Genomic DNA, 19,246 nt, shown 5'->3' with positions numbered 1-19,246 from the left:
GTCGCGTTCGGATCACGCGGTGCGGATGAGCTTCTTGTTGACGAACTCGTCGGCGGCCAGCAGGCCCAACTCGCGCGAGGTGCCGCTGCGCTTGACGCCGCCGAAGGGAAGCTCCGGCGAATCGGCGAGAACGAGGTTGACGTAGACCATGCCCGCCTCAAGCCGGTCGGCCACGCGCGCCGCCTGATCGGCATCCGTGGTGAAGACGTAGGAACCGAGGCCGAAGCTCGTGTCGTTGGCGAGGGCGACCGCCTCGTCTTCTCCCGCGACGCGGTAGACGGTGCCGACGGGACCGAAGAACTCCTCGCCGTACGCGTCCATCTCGCTCGTGACGCCGGTGAGGACGGTGCCCGGGTAGAACGCGCCGTCGCGCGTGCCGCCGACCTCGATCTTCGCGCCCTGCGCGACCGCGCGCTGCACCTGCTCGTCGAGGCGCTCCGCGGCGGCCAGCGACGAGAGGGGACCGAGGACCGTGTCCTCCGCAAACGGGTCGCCCACCTTCGCCTCGCCGAGGGCGGCGGTGAACTTCTCGAGGAACGCGTCGTACAGGTCGTCGACGACGATGAAGCGCTTGGCACCGTTGCAGGACTGACCCACGTTGTCGAGGCGCGCATCCACGGCGGCCTGGACAGCGGCATCCAGGTCATCCGTGGAGAGCAGGATGAACGGGTCGGATCCGCCGAGCTCGAGCGCGACCTTCTTGAGGTGGCGACCGGCGATCTCGGCGACCGCGGACCCGGCGCGCTCCGAGCCGGTGACCGAGACGCCCTGGACGCGCCGGTCGGCGATGATCGTCGCCGCCTGGTCGTTGGTCACGCGGACGTTGACGTACGCGCCCTCGGGGAGCCCCGCGTCGCGGTAGATCAGCTGCAGCGCCTCGGCCGACTCGGGGCACTGCGGGGCGTGCTTCAGGAGGATGGTGTTGCCGACCGCGAGGTTCGGGGCGGCGAAGCGGGCGACCTGGTAGTACGGGAAGTTCCACGGCATGATGCCGAGGAGCACCCCCAGGCCCGAGCGGCGGATCACCGCGGTGCCCTCGCCGAGGATGTCGATCGGGGTGTCGCCGGTGATCTCGTCGATGTGATCGGCGTAGTACTCCGTGATGTCGGCGGCGAAGTCGACCTCACCGAGCGCGGCCTCGAGAGGCTTGCCCATCTCGCGCACGATGATCGCGGCGAGGTCGTCGCGACGCTCCCGGTGCAGCTGGGCGACGCGGCGCAGCCCCTCGGCACGCTCGGCCGGAGCGGTCCGCGACCAGACGCGGAAGCCCTCGTGGGCGGAGGCGAGAGCCGCCTCCACTCCCGCGTCGGACAGGGTGTCGTACTCGGCGAGGGTCTCGCCCGTGGCCGGGTTGACGACGGCGTAATCGCTCATGGGTGTCGGTCCGTTTCTGTCGTTGTCGGTGGTCGGTCGGGGTCAGCGGCGTCTGGCGGCGCGGCGGGCGCTGGCCGGGGCGTCGATCGAGAGGGTCTCCCCGCGGAAGAAGGCCGGGCGGCGCACGCGCTGCCACACCATGATCGCCACTCCCAGCAGGATGATGGTCATCCCCAGGATGAAGACGAGTCCCACGCCGCCGATCTCGGAACCGCTGCCGTAGTCGGGGTTCATGCTGTCGACGAGCGTCGTGACGAAGATCACCGCGAGGATGAGTCCGCCCACGAGGGGGAACAGCAGCGTGAAGAAGACGTTGCGCACCGAGTCGAACCACTGCTTGCGGAAGTACCAGACGCACGCGAACGCGGTGAGCCCGTAATAGAAGCAGATCATGATGCCGAGGGTGAGGATCGTGTCGCTGAGCACGTTGACGCTCACGACGCGCATGACGGCGTAGAAACCCGCGGCGACCACGGCCGAGACGATCGTCGCGAACCCCGGCGTGAAGAAGCGCGGGCTGACCTTCGCGAACCGCTCGGGCAGGGCGCCGTAGTGCCCCATGGCCAGGAGCGTGCGGGCGGGCCCCACGAAGGTCGACTGCAGCGACGAGGCGGAGCTCGTGAGCACGGCCAGCGAGACGAAGGCCGCGAAGGGGCCGAGGATGGGACCCGCGAGCGCGAAGAAGGCGTTGTCCTGGATGTCGGGGTTGCCGAGACCGAACTCGCCGTCGCCGATCCCGGCGAACATGATCATCGACACCGCGAGCAGCAGGTACAGCGAGACGATCGTGATGACGGTGATGGTGGCCGCGCGGCCGGGCGTCTTCTCGGGGTCCTTCGTCTCCTCGTTCATGGTGAGGGTGACGTCCCACCCCCAGAAGATGAAGATCGACAGCGAGACCCCCGCCGCGAACGCGCTGAACGACGACACCGCGAACGGGTTGAACCACTCCCACGAGAACGGGGTGGCGTCGAAGGCGTTGCCCTGGACCGCGTGGGTGATCGCGACGACGGCGAACACGACGAGGACGAGGACCTGGAAGGTGACGAGCACGTACTGCAGCTTCTGGGTCGTCTGCATGTCGCGGTACGACACCACGGTCGCACCCAGCACGAACAGCAGGCACACGACGATGTTGATGCCGAGGTTCGACGCGAGATCGGCGATCCCGGCCTGACCGGTGAGCTGCGAGATCAGCAGGAACAGGAAGTCGACGGCGATCCCGGCGAGGTTCGACAGCACGATGATCGTGGCGGCGATCAGCCCCCACCCCGCCATCCAGCCGATCCACGGTCCGAAGGCGCGCGCCGCCCACGTGAACGAGGTGCCCGAGTCCGGCATCCGGTTGTTCAGTTCGCGGTAGCCGAAGGCGACCAACAGCATCGGGATGAAGCCGACGAGGATGATCGCCGGGACCTGGAGACCCACGGCCCCCACGGTCGGGCCGATCGCGGCGGTGAAGGTGTAGGCGGGCGCGATGCATGAGATGCCGATCACGACGGCGCCGATGAGGCCGATCGTCCCGGCGCTCAGCCCCTTCTTCGACAGACCGCCGGCTTCACTGCCGGTGGCGGGTGCGGGTGCGGTCATGGCCGCGGTCCTTCCTGGACGGGGGCGTCGGCACGGCTGCGTGGCACGACGACGAGCGGGACGGGGAGTTCGTGCAGCATCTTCGCCGCGGTCGAACCGAGGAACAGGCGGCGCGGTTGCGCGAGTCGGCTCGACCCGACGATCGCGAGCTCGGCGGGGTCCCACGCGAGTTCGCGGACGGCCTCTTCGATGCTGTCGCCGTCGGCGACGGTGACCTCGGCGGCGATGTCGGTGGGCAGTTCGGCGCGGGCCTGCGCGAGGACCTCTTCCGAGTGCGCGGCCCCGGCGATGCGGATCGCGCCGGTCTCGAGGCCGGTGGGCAGGTCGACGGTCACGAGAGAGAGAAGACGGAGGGGAACGGATGCCGCAGCCGCGAGCTGCACGCTCTCCTCGCGCAGGACGTCGGCTCCGGGCCGACTGCCGATCGCCGCGGTGATCCGGCTGATGCCGAGCGCGGGGTCGATCCGCCGCGACCCCTCGGGAGCGAGGACGACCGGGACGTCGGAGGAGTGCAGCAGTTCCGAGGCGACGGTGCCCAGGCGATGGCGGCCGCGCAGGCCGCCGTTCGCGGCTCCCACCACGATGTAGCCCGCACCGATCTCGTCGGCGAAGGCGACGAGCCCCTCGGCGAACGAGTCGGCGTGACGGACGCGGGTGCGGTGGGGCACGGCATCCCGAACCGCGCGCGCCGCGTCCTCCAGCCAGCGCTCGGCCTGGTCGCGGATGTGCCGCGTGTAGGACGCATCCGGCGGGGTGATGACGCTGCGGGCGTCGCCGGGCAGGACCAGCGCGATCTCGAGCGGGGCGTCGATCGCGCGGGCGAGACGGATGCCGAGAGCCAGGGCATCGGCCCCGGCGTCGGTCGCGGTGTACCCGACGACGACCGCGGCGCTCATCCGCGTGCCCGCTCGAGGATCTCGTCGGCCGCGCGGTGGCCCTGGCGGATCGCGCCGTCGACGTGCTGGTACCCGGCGCCGGCCATGTCGCTGCACGCGAGGTGGATCGGGCCGACGGGCTCGCGGAGGTCGGCGCCGTAGCGGTGGAGGCCGCCCATGTCGAAGCTCGCGGCGTAGGCTCCGCGGGTCCACTCCTCGGTGCCCCAGTCGCTCTCGTAGTACACGACCGGGTTCTTGGCCTCGGGGCCGTAGTAGTGCGAGAGGGACTCGAGGATCTTCTCCTTGCGCTCCTCGGCGCTCAAGCGGAAGAGGTCGTCGGCGTTCTGGTCGGAGACGAATCCGACGAGGGTTCCGCGCTCGTCGCCGTGGTTGGTGTTGTCGTACGCCTCGTGCGAGAGCTCGTAGGGGCTGAACGCGGTGCCCGAGAGGCCCTTCTCGCGCCAGAACGGCGTCTCGTACACGGCGTGCACCTTGATGACGAAGCCCATCGAGATGTGCTGGTGCATCTGGTGCTGGCGGCGCGGGAGCGGCGGCTCGAACGAGATGCGGTTGTAGAGGACGGGGGCCAGGGCGAGGATCGCGAAGCGGGCGCGGACGGTGACGCCGTCGGCGATCACGGTGACGCCGGCGGAGGAGGACTTCGCCGCCTCGACACGAGCGGTCAGCTCGCGCAGGTCGTCGACGCGCTTGCCCGTCGCGGCGTTCGCCGGGCGATCCGGCGTCGCGACGTCGGCGCCCCAGACGATGCGGCGCACCGGCTGGTTCAGGAAGACGTCGTCGCCGAGACGCTCGGCGAGCAGCTCGGGAACCTGCTGCAGGCCGCCCGCGACGCGCTTGTCGAGGATGAAGTCGGCGTCGACGAGGTGCGTGTACGAGCCGGCGGATGCCGCCATGAGCAGCGACTGCAGGAGCGAGAACGTGTGCGTGGGCTTGGTGAGCATCGCCGATCCCGTCGCGAAGGCGAGGTTGCGCACGGCTTCGTCGTCGTCGGTCTGCGCGCGCAGCCACGCGTCCCACGAGACCTTGTCCCACTCGGCGGCCTTCGGGTGCTCCCACGGCCGATCCGGGTCGATCTCGGCGACCATGGCATCCAGGCGCGCGGTGATCTCGTCGATGACGCGCTCGGTCTCGGGGGCGACGGGGAACATCTCGCCCGTGAAGCGCTTCGCGACGCCGTCGGGGCCGACGTAGACGCTGTCGCCCTCGCGGTAGCGGCTGTAGGTCTCGAGGCCCAGCTCGGCGACGGTGTCGATGAGCGCCTGCTGGTCGGGCGAGACCCACTGACCGCCGAGCTCGAGCATGGCGCCGTCGACGACGTCGGTCCACAGGCGCCCGCCCACGCGGTCACGCGCTTCGAGGACCGCGACCGAGAGGCCGGCCTTGCGCAGGTCGTTAGCGGCGGTGAGGCCGGCGGCGCCGGCTCCGATGACGACCACGTCTCGGGTGATCTCGTCCATGAAAGCGTCCTTACTTGTCGTGCGGAGTCGTGCGGGGTGGCCCCGACGGCGGCGGAGTTCGGGTCGACGCCGCCGCCGAGACGTTCGTCAGTGGCGGGCGAGGGCGGCCGCGACCACGTCGAGACCCTCGTTCAGCAGGTCGTCGCCGATCGACAGCGGCGGGAGGAACCGGATGACGTTGCCGTACGTCCCGCACGTGAGCACGATGACGCCCTCGGCGATCGCGGCCTTGGCGACGGCGGCGGTGAGGGCCGCGTCGGGAGCGCCGGTGGCGGGATCGACGAACTCGGCCGCGATCATCGCGCCATGTCCGCGGACGTCCCCGACGCGCGGGTCCTTCTGCTGCATCTCGCGCAGGCGGGCGAGGAGCAGTCCGCCGATCTCCCGGGCCCGCTCGACCAGCCCCTCGTTCTCGAAGGCGTCGATGGATGCCAGAGCCGCGGCGCACGCGATCGGGTTGCCGCCGTACGTGCCTCCGAGTCCGCCCGTGTGGGTGGCATCCATGATCTCGGCGCGCCCCGTCACGGCCGCCAGCGGGAGCCCGCCGGCGATGCCCTTCGCGGTGGTGACGAGGTCGGGGACGATGCCGAAGATCTCGCTCGCGAACATCGCGCCGGTGCGGGCGAAGCCCGACTGCACCTCGTCGGCGATGAAGACGACGCCGTTGTCGCGGCACCAGTCGACGATCGCGTTGAGGAAGCCGTCGGCGGGGACGATGAAACCGCCCTCGCCCTGGATGGGCTCGATGATGACGGCGGCGAGGTTCTCGGCCCCGACCTGCTTCTCGATGAGGCTGATCGCCTTGGCGGCCGCCTCGGGGCCGGAGAGGCCGTCGCGGAACGGGTAGGAGAGGGGGGCGCGGTAGATCTCGGCGGCGAAGGGGCCGAAGCCGCTCTTGTACGGCATGTTCTTGGCCGTGAGCGCCATGGTGAGGTTGGTGCGGCCGTGGTAGGCGTGGTCGAAGGCGACGACGGCCTGACGGCCGGTGTGCTTGCGGGCGATCTTCACGGCGTTCTCGACGGCCTCGGCGCCGGAGTTGAACAGCGCGCTCTTCTTCGCGTGATCGCCGGGGGTGAGACGGTTGAGCGCCTCGGCGACGGCGACGTACGAGTCGTAGGGCGAGACCATGAAGCACGTGTGGGTGAAGGCGGCGACCTGGTCCTGCACGGCCTTGACGACGGCGGGGTGCGCGTTGCCGACGCTCGTGACGGCGATACCCGAGCCCAGGTCGATGAGCGAGTTGCCGTCGGCGTCGACGACGACTCCCCCGCCCGCGGCGACGGCGTGGATCGGCACGGTGTGCCCGACACCGGATGCCACGGCGGCGGCCTTGCGGTCGAGCAGCTCCTGCGAGCGGGGACCGGGGATGGCGGTGACGAGGCGGCGCTCCTGGGCGAGCGAGGGACCGCCGACGGTGGGGAGGGTGTCGAGGCTCATGGCGGCGATGCTACGGACGCCGCGCGACGCGGTGCACTCTCCCCCCTGTACAGTCGCAGGCACCCCCATATACGTCTCGTACAGGAGCATCGATGCCCGAGTCCGTCGTCGCACCGCCGAGCCTGCGTGCCCTCCTCGCGCGCCGCGATCTGGACCTGCGTCTCGCCGTGGACGAAGCCGCCCTGCCCGCCGGCAGCGTCGACCGGCCCGTGCGGTGGGTGCACTCGAGCGACCTCGCCGACCCGACGCCGTTCCTGAGCGAAGGACTGGTCCTCCTCACGACCGGAACGCAGTTCGCGGATGCCACGCCCGCCGACTATGCCGCCTACGTCGGGCGCTTGCAGGCCCGGGGCGTGCGGGCGCTCGGCTTCGGCACGGAGGTCGTGCGCGACGGCATCCCGTCCGCCCTGTCGGATGCGTGCGTGGCGGCGGGGATGCCGCTGTTCGAGGTGCCCTACCGCACGCCCTTCATCGCGGTGGCCCGGGCCGGGGCCGAAGCGATCGCCGCCGACGCCTACGCGCGGCGGAGCTGGTCGCTCGCCGCCCAGCGGGCGGTGTCGCTCGCGGCGCTGCGTCCGGACGGGCTCTCGGCGACGCTCGCGGAGCTGTCTCGGCAGCTCGGCTGCTGGGTCGGGCTCTTCGACGCGGCTGGCGCCCTGCGGACGGCGCACCCCGCGGGGGCGCTCGCCCCCGCCGCCCTCGAGGGGGTCACGGCGGAGGTCGAGACGCTGTTGCGGCGGGGCACCCGGGCCGCCTCGACGCTGCACGCGGACGACGCGGCGGTGAGCCTGCAGACGCTCGGGCGCGGCGGGCACCTGCGGGGCGTGCTCGCGATCGCGGCCGACGATCTCGACCACGAGGCGCGGAGCGTCGTGACGGCGGTGGTGGCGATGGCGGCCCTCGCGCTCGAGCAGCAGGACGGGCTCGGCCGGGCGATCGGCACCTTCCGCGCGGGGCTGATCCAGGCCCTCGGCAGCGATGATCCCGCGCTCGCCCGCCGCGCCGCGCGGGATCTGTTCGGGCCCCTGCCCACGGCTCCCGTCGTGGTCGCGCTCACGCCGGCGGCATCCGTCCGATCCACGGCGATGAACGAGTGGCTCGAGATGCGCGCGCACGAGAGGCGCGGGGAGCTGTTCTTCGGTCGGGGCGACGACGGACTGGTCGTCGTGGTGCCCGCGACGGCGAGAGACCTGCTCGACGAGATCGCCGACCGGTTCGAGACCGTGGTCGGCTGCTCGGCCCCCACCGGTTACGACGGGTTCTCGCGCGCACTCACGCAGGCCCGCACGGCCCGCGACCGTACGGCCGCGCCCGGGGTCGCCGACTTCACCGACACGGCTCGGGCGGGGCTGATCGCGGCGCTCGGCTCGGAGGCCGCGCGCACCGTCGCGGCCGGGGCCCTCGCGCCGCTCCGGCGGTACGACGTCGAGCAGGGGTCCGCTCTCGTGGAGACGCTCGACGCCTGGCTCGCACACGACTGCTCGCACGAGGCGACGGCTCAGGCGCTCGGCATCCATCGCCACACCGTGCGCGCGCGCATCGCGCAGGCCGAGCGGGTGGTCGGTCGCGACCTGTCGTCGTTCGCCGCGCGAGCGGAGTTGTGGGCCGCACTGCGGCTGGCGGAGTAGCGGGACGGGCGCGTCCCCGGCGGCGCGCTCCGGCGGCCGCGTCCCCGCACGCGCGAGATCACACGATCGTGACGAGCGCACACGCCCTGCGCCGGCGATTGCGCGTGCGCTCGCGCGGATCGTGTGATCTCGGCGGCGAGCGCCGGGCGCCGGGCGCCGGGCGGCGGAACCTCAGCCGGCGTCGCCCAGGTTGTCGGAGAGGATCTCGAGCACGCGGGAGCGGGCGAGGGCGGAGTCGTCGGCGCGCGCGGCGGCCACGGCGTCGACGAAGGCCTCGGCGAACACCGCGTGGGCGATGCGGGAGGTGTGCTCGAGCTCATCGCGGAAGGACCCGCCCGAGGCGAGCACGAGGGAGAGGTCGGCGCGCTCGGTCAGCGGCGAGGCCGAGAACGACGTCAGCGCGATCACCCGCGCTCCCGCGGCGCGCGCCGCGGAGGCCGCCCGCAGGCTCGCCTCGTTCGCCCCCGAGCCGCTGATGACGACGCAGACGTCGTCGGGAGCGAGGTGCCGGGCCGCGATCTGCTGCCCGATCGGGTCGCCGACGGTCTCGGCCGGGCGGCCCACCGCGGTCAGGCGCATCGCCAGGTCGGTGGCGACCGGCGCGGAGAGGCCGCTCGCCACGACCAGCAGCCGCCGGGCGGCGACGACGGCGGTGACGGCCTCGAAGACCGCCTCGGCATCCAGCAGGCTCGTGACCGCCCGCAGGTCGTCGGCGATGCGATCGATCGCGGACCGGATGCCGCCGAGCGGACCGTCCGCCGTGGCCGGGGCCACCGCGCGGCGCCCCCGCTCGGCGGCGAGCGCCACGCGCAGCTGCGGGTATCCGCGGTAGCCGAAGGTCTGACAGGCGCGCACGACCGAGGAGCGTCCCACACCCACGCGGTCGGCGATCTGCTGCGCGGTGAGCTCGATGACGGCATCCGGTTCGTCGACGATGAGGTCGGCGACCCGGCGCTCGCTCGGCTGCAGGGAGTTGCGCACCGCGGCGATGCGCGCGGTGACGGGCACCTCAGCGGACACGGGGACCCTCCATAATGCGTCGGCGGATGCGGCCCGACACGGCGTCGATCGCGACGGTGACGACGACCACGACGATGAGGAGCATGCCCACCGTCGACCACTCACGGTACTGGGTGTACGAGGTGAGCATGTCGCCGATCCCGCCGACGCCGATGAGGCCCAGGACGGCCGAGGCGCGCACGTTGATCTCGAAGCGGTAAAGCCAGAACGAGAAGAACGTCGGCGCCGCCTGCGGCCACACGCCCCAGCGCAAGACCTGAGCGGTCGATCCGCCCGCGGCCCGGGACGCCTCGATGGGACCGGGGGCGACGTTCTCGACCGCCTCGTAGCCCCACTTGCCGAGCGTGCCCACTCCCCCGACGGCCAGGGCGAGCGCCCCGGTGAGAGGGGTGAGTCCGGTGACCGACAGGATGATGATCGCGAAGACGAGTTCGGGCACGGCCCGCACGAGCGAGAAGACGAAACGCAGGGCGACGCGCACGGGCGCCGGCCCGAAACCGCGCGCCGCGATCAGCGAGAGCGGGGTGGCGATCAGGATGCCGAGCACCGTGCCGATCCACGCCATCTCGACGCTGCGCCAGGTCTGCCACAGCGCTTCAGGGAGCTTCGCCCAGTTCGGCGAGAGGAACATGAGCCCGAGGTAGCGCACGATCTCGGCGGGGAGTTCGCCCAGGCGCGACCAGGTGATGTCGGCCGACCAGAACGCGGCCACGACGACGACCGTGACGACGAGGCCGGCGATCAGCCGCACAGGGTTCCGGCGGCGCGGAGGCACGGCGGGGGCGGTGACCGGAGAGGGAGCGAGGACGGTCATACGAGCCTCCGGCGGATCGCGTCGCTGACGGTGTCGAGCACCACGACGATCACGAGGATCTCGAGGATGACGAGCGACAGCTGGTCGTAGCGGTAGTAGGTGCGCACGGCGTCGATGAGGAGGCCGATGCCGCCCGCGCCGACGAGACCGAGCACCGTGGAGGCGCGGACGTTCAGCTCGAAGACGTACAGCGTCTGCGACACGAACGTCGGCCAGGTGTCGGGCAGGGCGATCGTGCGGTTGATCTGCGCCTGGGTCCCGCCGGCGGCGCGTCCGGCCTCGAGCGGGCCGGCATCGGTGGCGTCGATCGACTCCGACACGAGCTTGACGACGATGCCGACGTTGAACAGCACGAGCGCGAGGATGCCCGGCAGCGCTCCGACCCCGACCATCGCGACGAGCACCGCCGCGTAGACGAGTTCGGGAACGGCGCGGATGACGTTCAGGATGCCGCGCACGAGCGCCCGCGTCGGGGTGAAGGGGTTGGTCGGCCGGGCCGCCCAGAAGCTCACCGGCAGCGAGATCGCCGCGCCCACCGCCGTGCCGATGACCGCCATCTGCAGCGTCTCGAGGATCGGTCCGACCGTGCGCGGGAAGAAGGTCCAGTCGGGGGTGAGCAGCTCGACGATGCGGAGCGCCCCCTGCTGCCAGTTGCGCGCGATCGCGGCGACGTCGAGACCGACGCCGAGTCCCGGCAGGCACATGACCACCGTGACCGCGACGATCACGAGCGCGACGGTCCACGGCATCCATCGTCCCTTCGGACGCGGGGGCACGGTGAGCGAGGTCATCGGTCGAGCCTGTCGGCGGCGGTCACGGAGCGCCCGTAGATCTCGGCGAAGTCGGCGTCGGTGGCGGATGCCGCGGGCCCGTCGTAGACGATCTCTCCGGCGCGCATGCCGATCATGCGGGTGCCGTACTCGCGAGCGAGGTCGAGCAGGTGCAGGTTGACGAGCACCGTGATGCCGAGGTCTTCGTTGATACGGCGCAGGTCGTTCATCACGCCGCGGGCCGTGGGCGGATCGAGGCTCGCGACGGGTTCGTCGGCGAGCACGATCCGCGGCTGCTGGGTGAGGGCGCGGGCGATCGCGACGCGCTGCTGCTGGCCGCCGGAGAGGGCCGAGGCGCGGTCCCAGACCTTGGGCAGCATGCCGACGCGGTCGAGGGCCTCGAACGCGAGCTGCCGGTCCTCGGGTCGGTACGCGCCGAGCAGCGTGCGCCACAGCGGGGTGTGCGCGAGGCGGCCGACGAGCACGTTGTTCAGCACGCTCGTGCGTCCCGCGAGGTTGAAGCTCTGGAACACCATGCCGATGTGCCCGCGCGTCTCGCGCAGCCGTCGCCCGGACGCACCGTCGATGCGGCGTCCGCCGACCTCGACCGTGCCCGAGGTCGCGGGCACGAGACCGTTGATCGTGCGGATGAGCGTCGACTTGCCCGAGCCCGAGAGCCCCACGACGGCGACGAGGTCGCCCGGGGCGATGTCGACGCTGACGTCGCGCAGCCCCATCGTGCCGTTGGGGTAGCGCACCGACACACCGTCGAGACGGATGCCCCAGGGCGCCGAGGTCTGAACCTCGACGCCCCGGGTCGCAGAACCGGTGGTCACTGGAGTCCGAGCTCCTGCGCGGCACGGGCGACGACGTCGAGCGAGGACGGGTCGGCCGGGGCGAGCTTGGTGATCGAGTAGACGGCCTTGAGGGCGGCGGAGCCTTCGTCGGTGGTCGAGTACTCCTCGAGCGCGGTCGAGATCTTCTTCTGCAGCTCGGGCGAGAGGTCCTTCGACACCGCGACGCCGTCGTTGGGGATCTCGTTGGTCAGGCCGAAGACGACGACCTTCTGGCCCACGTCGGGCTTGTCCTTCTGCACGAGCGTGCGCGCGTCCCAGAAGCTGAAGCCGACCTCGGCGTCGCCGTTGTAGACCGCGAGCACGGAGGCGTCGTTGGCGGTGACGGGCACCTTCTGGAAGCCGTTGTCGATGTCGACGCCGGCCTCCTTCAGCGCGAGCATCGGGTAGATGTAGCCGGCGGGCGAGCCGGGTCCGAGCACGGCCACCTTGGCCCCGGCGATCTTGGTGATCGAGTCGAGCCCGGCCGGGCCCTTCAGCGCGTCGGCGCCGTTGCAGAAGCTCATGCCGTCGCGCTCCACGACGGGTGTCGAGCAGTACTTGTCGGGGTTGTTCGTCATGAACTGGCCGGGGTAGGTGATGTTGCCGTTGCGCTCGGTCTGGAGCACGACCGAGGCGCCGTAGCGGTCGTTGGCCTGCCACAGCTGCAGCGACGGGAGGAAGCCGATCTGCGCCTGGCCCGCGCCCATGGCTTCGACGGCGGCCTGGTAGTCCTTCGAGACGACGCCGGTGACCGGGATGCCGAGCTTCTCGGTGAGCATGTCGGTGAGGGGCTTCGCGGTGTCGACGAGGTTCGCCTGGTCCTGCGAGGGGACGAGGGCGAGCACGAGCGAGCTGGGGTCGGCGGCGGGCTCGGATGCGGCGCCCGCGGCGCCGGAGCACCCGGCGAGGGAGACGGTGGCGAGGGCTGCCGCGGCGAGGGCCGTGGCGAGGCGGAGACGACGAGTGTTCATGATTCCTTCTGCGGGTCGGGTGGAGATCAGGCGGAGAAAGGGACGTGGGCCGTCGCGACCCACTCGGCGAGCGCGGGAAGCAGCTCGTCGAGGGTCGCGGCCCGGTAGGTCGGGTCGGCGGTGGGGTCGGGGTAGCCGCCGACGAGGGCCGTGGCGTGGCCGCGGGCGTGCGCCGGCGCGAGATCGTTGCGCCATACGTCGCCGACCGCGAGGACGGGCACGTCCTCGTCGAGGGAGTCGAGCAGTGTCTCGAGCCCCGCGGGCTTGGCGGCGTCGGTGATGATGCGGTCGAACAGTCCCTCGAGGCCCAGGGAGGCGAGGGCCGCGTCGAGCCGCGTGGCCGGGGCGTTCGTGACGAGGAGGCGTTCGGCATCCGTGGTCCGGAGGAAGGACGCGAGCCCGGCGGCGACCGTGACCGGGGCCTCGTCCGTGCCGAGCTGCGCGCGGCTCGCCGTGTAGGCGGCGGCGAGGGCGTCCTCGCCGATCCCCTCCGCGACAGCGACGCGGCGGACGACGTCGTAGCCGTCGATCGCGTCGGCCGAGGGGGCCGCGAGGTGAGCGGCCACGGCGGTGACGAGGGCATCGGCGGATGCCGCGTGCGCGGCGACCGCGCGGGCATAGGCCAGGAGGGGGCCGTCGCCGAGGGCGACGGTACCGTCGAAGTCGAGAATGAGGACGGGGCGAGGCACGGAAGCTCCTGTCGTGGACGTTGCGTCCATGATGCGCGCCAAATGTGGACGGGATGTCCACGTCAGATGAACGCCGTGTAAACGATGCGCGGGAGCGTCGTAGCGTGGAGCGGTGCAGACCCTCGACACCGCCGCGCACCTCGCCGCGACCGACCCCGCGGCCGCGATCGACTCCCTTCCCTGGCTCGCCGCCGCCCTCGCCGAGGACCGCGCGGCCGGGCGCTTCGCCGCGTGGGGACGCTCGACCGTGATCGACGAGAACGTCGGGGCGGCGGTGCTCCCCCGGGCGGTGTTCGATGAGCTGCACGAGCGTGCGGGGCTCACGGCGGAGTGGCCGATCGGCAACGCCGGGGTGCTGCACGTCTACGGCTACCTGCTCTCGACGACGCCCACCCCCTACGGACTCAAGCGCGAGCGATGGCTGTCGGGCGAGCTGGAGCGCGCGTGCGGGCTCGAGACCGGGGCCCTGCTGCCCTGGGCCGGCGGGGAGACGCTCCTGTCGCGCGCGACCGCGGCGGCCTCGACCCTGCTGGCCCGCTCCGATGCTGTGACCGAGGAGTTCGAGGGCCGCACCGCGCGCATCGCGCTGGGCGCCCCCGTGCCCGACGGCTCCGCGGCGCTGGCCTACGCGGTCGACGGGCTGATCGTCACGATGTTCCCGGTCGCCGATCCCGTCGGCGTGCGGGCGGGTCTGGGTGCCCCGCAGCTGAGGTGGAACGCCGCCTGACCCCAGCCCGGCGCGCGACATCACCCGATCGTGACGAGATCACCCGATCCGCGCGGCGCGGCACGTGTGCGCTCGCGCGGATCGTGCGATGTCGCGGCGGGAAGACGACGCGCGGCGCTCAGCAGCCGCAGCTCTCCCGCACCAGCACCCGCGGCTCGAACACCACGTCGAAAGCCCCATCCGGCGGCGGCGAGCCGGCCGTGCCCGCGAGGATCCTGGCCGCAGCCCGCCCCATCGCCTCCATCGGCTGGCGCACGGTCGTCAACGGCGGAGTGGTCAGGCGCGAGCCGAGCGTGCCGTCGAAGCCGGTGACCGCGACGTCCTCGGGGACGCGCACCCCCTCGGCGGCGAGCACGTCGAGAAGCGTGAACGCGTTCTGGTCGGTCGCGCAGACGAAGGCCTGCGGCATCCGTCCCGCGGCGATCAACGCGCGCACCTGCGGCACGAGGTCGTCCTCCCCGCGCACGGTCGCGTCGACGATCTCGGGGCGGGGACGGATGCCACGGGCCTCGAGCTCCGCGACCATCGCGTCGCGGCGCTCGACGGCGTCCGTCGCCTCCAGACGTCCCACGAAGGCGAGGTCGGTCGCCGAGTGCTCCTCCACGAGATGGGCGACGAGCGCGCGCATCCCGCGGGCGTTGTCGACGCGGACCCGGTGGTGCGCGTCGTCCGCGGGCGCGGTGCTGAACAGCACGATCGGGATGCTGAGGGAGTGCCGCGCGAGGGTCGGCGCGGTCTGCGGGGAGGGAAAGATCGCGAGCCCGTCGACGCGTCCGACCGTGTCGGCGACCGAGACGTCGGCATCCGATCCGCTGCTCAGCATCACCGGACGACCGAGCGCCCAGCACTCCAGCTCGAAACCGCGCTGCACCTCGTCGACGTACAGCGGGAACGCGCGCGGGTCGGAGAGCACGTCGTCGTCGGTCTGGTCCCAGGGGATCACACCCCCGGTGTCCAGCGGCGGGGACTGCATGCCGCTCAGCGGCTGGGCGAGGGGGTCGGCCCGCTCGAGCAGCAGGTCGAAGGCGTGCAGGCCGAGCGTGCCGGTGCGCCCCCGGGCGAGCCCCCGGGCGGCGCCGCTGGGGGCGTACCCCAAGCGGCGGGCCGCGTCGAGCACCCGCTGGCGCGTGGCGTCGCTGAGCTTGTCGGGACGACGGAACGCGAACGACACCGACGCGATCGAGACGTTCGCCTCGTTCGCGACGTCGTACACGGTCGGTCGCCGCGTCGTCTGCCCCTCCGCCATGAGCCGCCCTTACCCCCTCTGCGCGCCGGTCGACACCTTCAGCTCCACCCCGTGATGCACGGGGAAGACGGGGTCGCCGGTGTCCGACGGTACATCCTCGCGCGAGGAACGCACGGCATCCATCGACCGGGGGATCTCGATCGGCAGACGCCCGCGCGGGGGCACGCGGCCGGTGAGGGCGTCGAGGACGGCCGCCGAGGAGCTGCCGTAGTCGGCGACGATCGCCGCGGCGTGGCCCACGAAGGGGGTGAGGATCGCCGGCCGGTCGAGGTTCACGACGAGGATGAGAGGGCAGGATGCCGCGATCTGCTGCAACCGGTACACCAGACCCGGCGCGAACTCGAGAGAGCCCTGGTGGAACCACGCCTCGAGGAAGAGGTCGTCGCGCGGGTCGAACGGCGCGCCGATGCGGACGATCGCGAGGTCCGCCTCCGCGGGGTCGGTGACCACCCGGCCGAGCTCGGCGACATCGTCAGGGCGGAAGCCCTCGATGTACACCGCGCCCGCGGGGCGGAGGGGCAGCACGTCGCCCTCGTTGACGAGCACGGTGAGCGAATGCGCCTGCGCCCGCTCCCCCAGCGCACGGAACTCCGCGTTGCCGACGATGCGCTCGGCCTCGTCGACGTCGACGTACGGGTCGTCGAACAGACCGAGCTGGAACTTCACCCGCAGCAGGCGCCGGACGGACTCGTCGATCCGCTCCTCGCTCACCCGGCCCGCGCGGACGAGGTCGACGAGCATCTCGACGCACTCCTCCCCGCCGAACTGGTCGCTCCCGGCATCCAGGATCTTCTCCATGCGCTCCACGGCGGAGAGGTGCTCGACGCCCCAGGCGCGGGCGGGCAGCACCTGATCGCCCACGTGGTTGTCGTTGACGAGCTCCCAGTCGGTGACGACGACACCGTCGTAGCCGAGCTGCTCGCGGAGCAACCCCGTGATGATCTGGCGGTTGTAGCCGAAGCCGACCTCCTCGATCGGCAGGCCGTCGACCTCGAGGCCCACCGGCATGCCGTAGTAGGGCATCATCCCGGCGGTGCCGCAGCGGATCGCCTCGCGGAACGGCTCGAGGTGGTAGTCGAACATGCCGCCGGGGTACACCTGCTCGCGGCCGTAGGGGAAGTGCGCGTCCTCGCCGTCTAGCTGCGGCCCGCCGCCCGGGAAGTGCTTGGTCGTGCAGGCCACGCTGTCGGGTCCGAGCTCGTCGCCCTGGAACCCCTGCAGGTAGGCCGCGGTGAACTCGGTGACCCGGGCGGCATCCTGACCCAGGGTCTGCGCCTGGCGGCCCCACCGCGGCTCGGTGGCCAGGTCGATCTGCGGGTGGAGGGCCGCGCGAATGCCGACGGCGACGTACTCGCGCCGCGCGACCTCGGCGAACTCCCGCACGGTGTCGACGTCGTCGAGGGCCGCGAGCCCGAGACCCTCGGGCCACTGCGAGAACGGGCCGGCCGAGAACGCCACACCGGTGTTCTCGACGAACGCGTGGCGCGGATCGGTGCTGATGGTGACCGGGATGCCGTGCGGCGTCGTCTCGGCCAGTGCCTGCAGGTTGTTGTTCCAGGTCGCCGCCTGGCGGGCGGTGCGGATGGCGTGCACGTTGAAGTGGTTCATGTGCTTGCCGACCACCACGGTCGTCGTCGGCGACTTCGAGATCTTGCCGGGGGCCTCGAGCAGCTCGCCCTCGTCGCCGACCTCGATCACGGTCTGGAACATCAGACCGACCTTCTCTTCGAGGCTGAGACGCGAGACGAGGTCGTCGGTGCGCTCCTCGACGCTCAGCGCCGGGTTCTCGTACGGGTCCATCACGCCGTTGCCGTTCAGGTCGCGGAAGCGCGTGCCGTCGGGCGCGGTGAGGAAGCGGGCGTGGGTCATGGGGGGTCCTTTCGGGGACTCGGCGGTGTGCGGGGCCCGCCCGCGCGGGGCGGGCGCCCGCCTCACTTCAGGCCGGTCGAGGCGATGCCCTGGATGAAGTAGCGCTGCAGGAAGACGAACAGCAGGATGATCGGCGCGATCACCAGCACGGACCCCGCGAGCAGCAGGCCGTAGTCGGTGGCGTTCTGTCCCGTCGAGTACAGCGACAGGGCGACCGGGAGGGTGTACTTCGCCTCGGTCTGCGCCGCCACGAGCGGCCAGAGGAAGTTGTTCCACGAGGCGAGGAAGGTCAGGATGCCGAGGGTCGCGAGCGGCGGCCCGCACAGCGGCATCACGATCCGCGCGAAGATGCGCAGCTCCCCGGCACCGTCGATACGCGCAGCCTCGAGCAGCGGGTCCGGGATGCCGAGCATGAACTGCCGCATGAGGAACACCCCGAGCGGAGTGGTGACGAACGGCAGGATCAGCGCCGCGTAGCTGTCGACGAGGCCGAGCGAGGAGACCATCACGAACAGCGGCACGAAGGTGACGACGCCGGGGACCATCAGCGTCACCATGACGACGAGGAACAGCGCCTTCTTGCCGGGGAAGTCCATCTTCGCCAGCGCGTAGCCGACCATCGAGCAGAACACGAGGTTGCCCGCGACCGTGAACAGCGCCACGAGGATGCTGTTGCCGAAGAACTGCCCGAAGTTCAGCTGCCCGAACCAGGCGCCGAAGTTGTCCCAGGTGAACGCCTGCGGCCACCACGTGGGCGGGCGCTGCAGGATCTCGCGCTGCGTCTTGACCGAGCCCAGCAGCATCCAGGCGAAGGGAAGGACCCACACGATCAGGCCCACGACGAGCACGGTGTAGGTGAGTGCGCGCCCGGGGGTGACGCGCTTGTCGGCGCGGCGGCGACGCGGCGGCCGCGTCGCTTCGGCGACGGCGGCCGGAGCCGCGGGAGACGTGAGTGTCATGGCATCCACCCTCAATCCTTCGAGCGCAGCACGCGGAACTGCACCAGGCTGAGCAGCGCGATCGCGAGGAACAGCAGGTAGCTCGCGGCCGAGGCCGTGCCGTACTGCCCGAAGCCGAACTGCTTGAACGTGTAATAGGCCACCGAGAGGGTGGAGTTGAGCGGCCCGCCCTGGGTCATCACGAACGCCTCCTCGAAGAACTGCAGGAAACCGACGGAGATGAGCACCGCGCCGAGCAGCAGGGTGGGGCGCAGCAGCGGGAGCGTGACCGAGGTCAGGCGGCGCCGCGACGAGGCGCCGTCCATGAGGGCGGCCTCCTTGACGTCGGTGGGGATCGCCTGGAGCCCCGCGAGGAAGATCACCATGAGCGTGCCGACGTTGCGCCAGACCGCCATCGCGATGAGCGAGGGAAGCGCGGTACGGGTGTCGTTGAGCCAGTCCGGACCCTGGATGCCGATGATCGCGAGCGCCGAGTTGAGCAGGCCTTCCGGCTGCAGGATGTAGCGCCAGACGACGGCCACCGCGACGATGCTCGTCACGACCGGGGCGTAGAAGCCCACACGCAGGATCGAGACGAACCGTCCCTTGCTGGCGTTCAGCGCGAGGGCGAGGGCCAGCGCGACCGCCATCGTGACCGGGATGCCGACCACGACGAACGTCGCGGTCACGCCCAGCGACGTGAGGAAGACGGGGTCGGTGAGGACCCCCGCGTACTGCTCGAGTCCGACGAAGTTCACCGCGAACGGCGAGCGGATGTCGCGCGCCGTGAAGTCGGTGAACGACATCGCGAAGGAGCCGACGATCGGCACGACCATGAAGACCGCGAAGACCGCGACGAACGGCAGGGCGAAGCCCCACGCGACCCATCCCTGGCGCCGGCGGCGGCTCGACGCCCCGCCGGCGCGGGTGCGACCGGGGGCCGGAGCCCGCCCGGCCGCACCCACGACTGCCTGCGTCATGGTC

At 71.7% G+C, this 19,246-nt stretch carries 17 protein-coding genes; 2 read left to right on the top strand and 15 right to left on the bottom strand.

What is annotated here, in order from left to right; translation table 11 throughout:
- Nucleotides 1-12: 12 nt before the first annotated feature.
- From MTES_RS12110 to gabT, 5 genes are all read right to left on the bottom strand, one after another.
- Nucleotides 13-1,374, bottom strand: a complete 1,362-nt coding sequence (locus tag MTES_RS12110) for an NAD-dependent succinate-semialdehyde dehydrogenase (protein ID WP_013585550.1) — start codon at nucleotides 1,372-1,374, stop codon at nucleotides 13-15.
- 42 nt (nucleotides 1,375-1,416) lie between these two features.
- Nucleotides 1,417-2,964, bottom strand: coding sequence for an APC family permease (locus tag MTES_RS12105; protein ID WP_013585549.1), 1,548 nt, complete (start codon nucleotides 2,962-2,964; stop codon nucleotides 1,417-1,419).
- Nucleotides 2,961-3,860 carry a universal stress protein gene (locus MTES_RS12100; RefSeq protein WP_013585548.1) on the bottom strand — a complete coding sequence of 300 codons (900 nt, stop codon included), beginning with the start codon at nucleotides 3,858-3,860 and terminating at the stop codon, nucleotides 2,961-2,963. Before MTES_RS12100 ends, MTES_RS12105 begins: the two co-directional genes overlap by 4 nt.
- Nucleotides 3,857-5,317 carry a flavin monoamine oxidase family protein gene (locus MTES_RS12095; RefSeq protein ID WP_013585547.1) on the bottom strand — a complete coding sequence of 487 codons (1,461 nt, stop codon included), beginning with the start codon at nucleotides 5,315-5,317 and terminating at the stop codon, nucleotides 3,857-3,859. Before MTES_RS12095 ends, MTES_RS12100 begins: the two co-directional genes overlap by 4 nt.
- Before the next feature lie 87 nt (nucleotides 5,318-5,404).
- On the bottom strand, nucleotides 5,405-6,754 hold the full coding sequence (gabT, locus tag MTES_RS12090) for a 4-aminobutyrate--2-oxoglutarate transaminase (RefSeq protein WP_043362819.1): 1,350 nt from the start codon (nucleotides 6,752-6,754) through the stop codon (nucleotides 5,405-5,407).
- A gap of 92 nt (nucleotides 6,755-6,846) precedes the next feature.
- Between gabT and MTES_RS12085 the strand changes: the two genes are divergently transcribed.
- Nucleotides 6,847-8,382, top strand: a complete 1,536-nt coding sequence (locus MTES_RS12085) for a PucR family transcriptional regulator (RefSeq protein WP_013585545.1) — start codon at nucleotides 6,847-6,849, stop codon at nucleotides 8,380-8,382.
- Between the two features lie 171 nt (nucleotides 8,383-8,553).
- On the opposite strand, the gene MTES_RS12080 is transcribed toward MTES_RS12085, so the two are convergent.
- The 6 genes from MTES_RS12080 to MTES_RS12055 are packed head-to-tail and all read right to left on the bottom strand — an operon-like array spanning nucleotide 8,554 to nucleotide 13,482.
- Entirely contained in the window at nucleotides 8,554-9,402 is an 849-nt protein-coding gene (locus MTES_RS12080; protein WP_013585544.1) for a MurR/RpiR family transcriptional regulator, read from the bottom strand.
- Nucleotides 9,392-10,216, bottom strand: coding sequence for a phosphonate ABC transporter, permease protein PhnE (phnE, locus tag MTES_RS12075; RefSeq protein ID WP_013585543.1), 825 nt, complete (start codon nucleotides 10,214-10,216; stop codon nucleotides 9,392-9,394). Before phnE (MTES_RS12075) ends, MTES_RS12080 begins: the two co-directional genes overlap by 11 nt.
- Complete coding sequence (phnE, locus tag MTES_RS12070) at nucleotides 10,213-11,007, bottom strand: phosphonate ABC transporter, permease protein PhnE (protein WP_043361387.1); 795 nt, start codon at nucleotides 11,005-11,007, stop codon at nucleotides 10,213-10,215. Before phnE (MTES_RS12070) ends, phnE (MTES_RS12075) begins: the two co-directional genes overlap by 4 nt.
- Complete coding sequence (gene phnC, locus MTES_RS12065) at nucleotides 11,004-11,822, bottom strand: phosphonate ABC transporter ATP-binding protein (protein ID WP_013585541.1); 819 nt, start codon at nucleotides 11,820-11,822, stop codon at nucleotides 11,004-11,006. The genes phnE (MTES_RS12070) and phnC overlap by 4 nt, the downstream gene beginning before the upstream one ends.
- Nucleotides 11,819-12,793 carry a phosphate/phosphite/phosphonate ABC transporter substrate-binding protein gene (locus tag MTES_RS12060; RefSeq protein WP_013585540.1) on the bottom strand — a complete coding sequence of 325 codons (975 nt, stop codon included), beginning with the start codon at nucleotides 12,791-12,793 and terminating at the stop codon, nucleotides 11,819-11,821. The genes phnC and MTES_RS12060 overlap by 4 nt, the downstream gene beginning before the upstream one ends.
- Nucleotides 12,794-12,819: 26 nt before the next feature.
- Nucleotides 12,820-13,482 (bottom strand): HAD family hydrolase, encoded by a 663-nt coding sequence (locus tag MTES_RS12055; protein ID WP_043361385.1) that lies wholly within the window; start codon nucleotides 13,480-13,482, stop codon nucleotides 12,820-12,822.
- Between the two features lie 112 nt (nucleotides 13,483-13,594).
- On the opposite strand from MTES_RS12055, the gene MTES_RS12050 reads away from it, so the two are divergent.
- Nucleotides 13,595-14,209, top strand: a complete 615-nt coding sequence (locus MTES_RS12050; RefSeq protein ID WP_013585538.1) for a hypothetical protein — start codon at nucleotides 13,595-13,597, stop codon at nucleotides 14,207-14,209.
- 118 nt (nucleotides 14,210-14,327) lie between these two features.
- On the opposite strand, the gene MTES_RS12045 is transcribed toward MTES_RS12050, so the two are convergent.
- From MTES_RS12045 to MTES_RS12030, 4 genes are all read right to left on the bottom strand, one after another.
- Nucleotides 14,328-15,455 carry a LacI family DNA-binding transcriptional regulator gene (locus tag MTES_RS12045; RefSeq protein WP_013585537.1) on the bottom strand — a complete coding sequence of 376 codons (1,128 nt, stop codon included), beginning with the start codon at nucleotides 15,453-15,455 and terminating at the stop codon, nucleotides 14,328-14,330.
- A gap of 9 nt (nucleotides 15,456-15,464) precedes the next feature.
- Nucleotides 15,465-17,324 carry a glycoside hydrolase family 3 protein gene (locus MTES_RS12040; protein WP_013585536.1) on the bottom strand — a complete coding sequence of 620 codons (1,860 nt, stop codon included), beginning with the start codon at nucleotides 17,322-17,324 and terminating at the stop codon, nucleotides 15,465-15,467.
- A gap of 62 nt (nucleotides 17,325-17,386) precedes the next feature.
- Complete coding sequence (locus MTES_RS12035; protein WP_043362817.1) at nucleotides 17,387-18,283, bottom strand: carbohydrate ABC transporter permease; 897 nt, start codon at nucleotides 18,281-18,283, stop codon at nucleotides 17,387-17,389.
- An 11-nt stretch (nucleotides 18,284-18,294) separates the two neighbouring features.
- Nucleotides 18,295-19,242, bottom strand: a complete 948-nt coding sequence (locus MTES_RS12030) for a carbohydrate ABC transporter permease (RefSeq protein ID WP_013585534.1) — start codon at nucleotides 19,240-19,242, stop codon at nucleotides 18,295-18,297.
- Nucleotides 19,243-19,246: the final 4 nt, after the last annotated feature.

This window comes from Microbacterium testaceum StLB037 (genome assembly GCF_000202635.1).
Lineage (GTDB): Bacteria > Actinomycetota > Actinomycetes > Actinomycetales > Microbacteriaceae > Microbacterium > Microbacterium testaceum_F.
The sequence above is the reverse complement of the archived record's forward strand: the minus strand, read 5'-3'. Positions and strand labels throughout refer to the sequence as shown.